This window comes from Rhodothermales bacterium (assembly GCA_034439735.1).
GTDB lineage: Bacteria > Bacteroidota > Rhodothermia > Rhodothermales > JAHQVL01 > JAWKNW01.
The window spans coordinates 1-3,751 of the sequence record JAWXAX010000249.1 but is presented as its reverse complement, the minus strand read 5'-3'; the positions used below and the strand labels follow the sequence as shown (position 1 = coordinate 3,751).

Here is a 3,751-nt window from a genome sequence, read left to right as displayed (position 1 = left end):
TGAACGGACACGATGTATCGTGTCCCTACGGGCGTAATGCCAACCCGAATGAACGGACACGATGTATCGTGTCCCTACGGGCGTAATGCCAACCCGAATCCTTCGAATCGTCCACTTGTCATGATGCATACAGCCAGACGATTCCTCATTGTGGCCCGACGCTGGAAGAAGGCGTTGTTGCCGGGTGAGTTCTGGCGGCGGATCTTCCAGGAGGGACCCGCCGTGCAGGCGTGGCACGAGGCGCCGGCCCGTCGCGGCCTGATCATCTCCATGTGCCTCTTTTTCTCAGTGCTGCTCTGGTTTTTTAGCTCCATCGCCGAGACATACACCCGCGAAATCCTCCTTGAGACCGAGTTGGAAAACCTGCGGGCCGACGAGGCGCTCCGTACGCTCCCTCCGAAAACCGTCAGGGCGGAGGTCGAGGCCGAGGGTATGCATCTGCTTCAGTTGTATTACAATCGCCCTATTATCCGTGTGAGTGCCGACGCCGCGGTGGTCGATTTTGAAGAGTCCGTCCGATCCAACCTCCCGCCGAACATCCAGCTACAGAGTGTGTGGCCGCGATTCGTGCCGCTGGACAAAGAGGCGCGGGCGACGCGTAAAGTGCCGATCGACGCCCGGGTGTCGATCGAGGTGCCGCCGACCCACGGACTCATCGAACAGCCCACCATTTCGCCCGATTCGGTCGTTATCTCCGGTCCCGTGAGCCTCATCGACCGTATCGATCGGTGGCGAACGGAAGTGTACGATGCGAGAGGTCTCAAGGACTCGCTCGTCATCCGCCTTCCGCTCGAGGACACCCTGGGAGGTGTCGTTGCGCTCGGCATCCGTTCCGTCGCGCTGCGCGCCCGGGCGGCGGAGTTTACCGAGGCGTCGCGGGCGATCGAGGTGATGATCGATGGCGTGCCGTCGGGAGCAAAGACGATCCAACTTGATCCTCCGGCCGTTACCGTTCGCTTCCGCGTCCCGCTTTCGCAATTCGATCGGGCCGCGAAGGCGCTGGATTTTCTGGCCTCCGTAACGTACGATGCCATTCGTAGCGACACCACGGGTTACATTGTGCCCCGGCTCGATCTCCCGATGGGGGTCGTGATGGAAGGGGTAGAGGTTACGCCTTCCCGGGTGCGGTATTATGACCTGTTAGAGGATAATTAGGGCGACGAACGCCCGGAACCCCGAAACCGCGACCATGCCCTTTCTGACGCGCCTGACCTTTCGATTGGTGACGGCCGCCACCCTGCTGGTGATCGGGGCCGCGGCGGCTGTATGGTTCATGCGCGGGGAAGCGACCCTGTGGCCGCGATTTACGGAGTCGGAAGTACAAAACGCCGTGATTACGACCCTGCAGCGCGAGTCGCCGGCGGCGTTTCTAATCACCGGCCGGCTGGACATCACGGCGGACATCACCGAGGCCAATACCAAATACCTGCTGCCCGAGTATTTCGACAAATCCATTTCGCTCGGTACCACCCTGTCCATGGTGCGCCTCCCCGGCGTCGCGACGTATGGGATCGACCTCGCGGGCCTGTCGGTCGATGCCGTCGAGTGGACGCCGGACAGCGTTGTGGTGATCACCATCGCTGGCGTGACCGTGCACGCCGTGGAGCCCCATCTGGATGATATGATGGTGCATACCGAAGTGGGCTGGGCGCGGATGAGCGCACGCAGCGGCCGGACGGTCGAACGCCAGGCCATCGTTGCCGCACAGGACGCGCTGCGCCGGGAAGCCAACGCCCACCTGGACCGGTCCACTCAGCCCCTCCTCAACACCGAGGCCGCCCTCCAGGCGCTGCTTGCGCCCGTCCTCCAGGCCGTCGGGATTACGACGCCCCGGATCCGCGTACGGATCGCGCCGGCGCTCGTCGAGGACGAACGCGCGCCGGAGCCTTGAATGCTGCCGTGGTGTCTCGTTTGGTGCCTCTTTCCCCTCAGCCGGCGTCGGCGTCGATGGTTTCAATAATTATTGAAACTATTGACAGACCTCTCTCGTTACGGCACTGCACCATGCTCTCAGGTCCGTCCCGGAGGGTAAAAGCGCGATCCGCCACGTCATCATGAGACACACACGCTTCGACGCACAGACTGCTTTCGTCGACACGCCGGAGGGGATCTTCACGGCGGACGGGTTGTGGTTTCGTGTGACCGAGGTCGAGTTGCAGGCATACGCCGGACCCCTCCTGGCGCACGTGAGCCTGACCGAATTGATGGCCCGCGCCGGCCGGTGGATGCTGGCTGGCCAGACCATCGGGATCTGGGCGGCGGCGGGGTTCCTGTTGACGTTGCCGGCCCTCCCGGCGACGCTGCTGACGCTCCTTGTGTTTCTGTTGGTCCAGTGTTTTCGGCCGATCCTTCTTTCAATCTGGTTCGACCCGGTCCTACGCATCCTCCAGGCAGTGCCGGCGCAGATGCTGGTGTATATCGTCGCGTTGAGTGCGTTTGGGATCGCCGGCGCCTACGTCAAGCTGGTGCTGGGTATCGCCTTTTTTGTGGCGTTACGGTGGCGGATGCTGGAAAAAATGGCGAAGCCGATCGTGCAGGCGATAACCCGTTCATTGTATCCCCTCCCGGTGGCGGACCAGGTGCTTCGCTCCACTATCCTGCGCGCCGCGTTGAAGCATCGGGTGTCGTTGCCCGAGCTGGACCGGATCGAGAAGCGCATCGAACATCTTTTGGGACGCCGATGAGCATCCATTTTCCGCTCCTTCCGGGTGAGACGCACCTGTTCCTTGTGCGCCACGGAGAGACCGACTTCAACCGCCAGCGCATCGTCCAGGGGCGCGGCGTGGATGTGCCGTTAAATGACCTGGGCCGGTTGCAAGCGGCCGCCCTGGCGCGGCGTGCGGCGGGGCTCGGGCTCGATGTGGTCTTTTCCAGCACGCTGCAGCGTGCCGGCGAGACCGCCCGTATCGTGGCCGCCGCCATCGGACAAATGGAGATCCACCAACTGGCCGATCTCGAAGAGATGTCGTGGGGCATCCACGAAGGCCAGTCTCGCTCTCCAGAGCTTAAAGTCGCCTTTGGCGAGATGCGCCGCCGCTGGGCCAATGGCGAATACGAATACGCCGTCGAGCGCGGCGAATCCGTGTACGACGTGCAGCGGCGGGGCCTCTCGGCGATCCACCAGATCGTTACCACCCACGCCGGCCAACGCGTGCTTGTTGTCACCCACGGCCGCTTTTTGCGCATCATCCTGGCGTCGCTACTGCCCGAATACGGGCTGGCGCACATGGAGAAATTGGATCACAGGAATACGGCCGTGAATCACCTGGTGTTTGTCGATGGGCGGTTCGAGGCGCGCTTCCTGGACAGCCTCGACCACCTGGAAGAGGCAGGGATCGCGAACAGTGAATAAGGGCGCGACACCGTCACCACATGCCAACCGGGCCGGCAGCCCGAGGAGTGCCATGAATACCACGATCAGACAAGACGATAGGGGGATGGCCGACGTGATCATCGGAAGCGACCGGTGGTCCGGGCGTTTGGTGGACGCCATCGAGGCCGAATGCCGCCTCTATCGCCAGGATCGGCGCCGGCAACCGGCCATCCGCCAGGTACGCGTGGTGGTGCCGGCCGTGGATCCACTGGACTGGTTGCGCGCTCAGGACGCACCCGAGCGGATGTACTGGCGCGGGCGCGACGAGGCCGATGGCTGGGCGGCTGTGGGGCTGGCCCACGAGGTGGCGGCGTCGGCCGGCGACCCTGCGATGACTATCCGGGACACGCTCGACGCGATGCTCTCCCGCGCCGCGCC

The 3,751-nt window shown here is 63.5% G+C and carries 5 protein-coding genes; all 5 read left to right on the top strand.

From position 1 onward, the window contains the following. Positions 1–120 precede the first annotated feature (120 nt). A complete protein-coding gene (locus SH809_17860) occupies positions 121–1,155 on the top strand; it encodes a YbbR-like domain-containing protein (protein ID MDZ4701582.1) in 1,035 nt (344 codons plus the stop codon). A gap of 34 nt (positions 1,156–1,189) precedes the next feature. Further along, entirely contained in the window at positions 1,190–1,891 is a 702-nt protein-coding gene (locus SH809_17855) for a DUF4230 domain-containing protein (GenBank protein ID MDZ4701581.1), read from the top strand. 163 nt (positions 1,892–2,054) lie between these two features. After that, positions 2,055–2,684: a hypothetical protein gene (locus SH809_17850; protein MDZ4701580.1), complete on the top strand. Its 630-nt coding sequence runs from the start codon at positions 2,055–2,057 to the stop codon at positions 2,682–2,684. Further along, a complete protein-coding gene (locus SH809_17845; protein MDZ4701579.1) occupies positions 2,681–3,352 on the top strand; it encodes a histidine phosphatase family protein in 672 nt (223 codons plus the stop codon). Before SH809_17850 ends, SH809_17845 begins: the two co-directional genes overlap by 4 nt. A 52-nt stretch (positions 3,353–3,404) precedes the next feature. Beyond that, positions 3,405–3,751: hypothetical protein (locus SH809_17840; GenBank protein MDZ4701578.1), on the top strand; the 347-nt coding region annotated here is incomplete at its 3' end.

Coding starts and splice junctions, on each gene's coding strand:
- SH809_17855 (MDZ4701581.1), top strand. CDS start 1,190: ATGCCCTTTCTGACGCGCCTGACCTTTCGATTGGTGACGGCCGCCACC.
- SH809_17845 (MDZ4701579.1), top strand. CDS start 2,681: ATGAGCATCCATTTTCCGCTCCTTCCGGGTGAGACGCACCTGTTCCTT.
- SH809_17850 (MDZ4701580.1), top strand. CDS start 2,055: ATGAGACACACACGCTTCGACGCACAGACTGCTTTCGTCGACACGCCG.
- SH809_17860 (MDZ4701582.1), top strand. CDS start 121: ATGATGCATACAGCCAGACGATTCCTCATTGTGGCCCGACGCTGGAAG.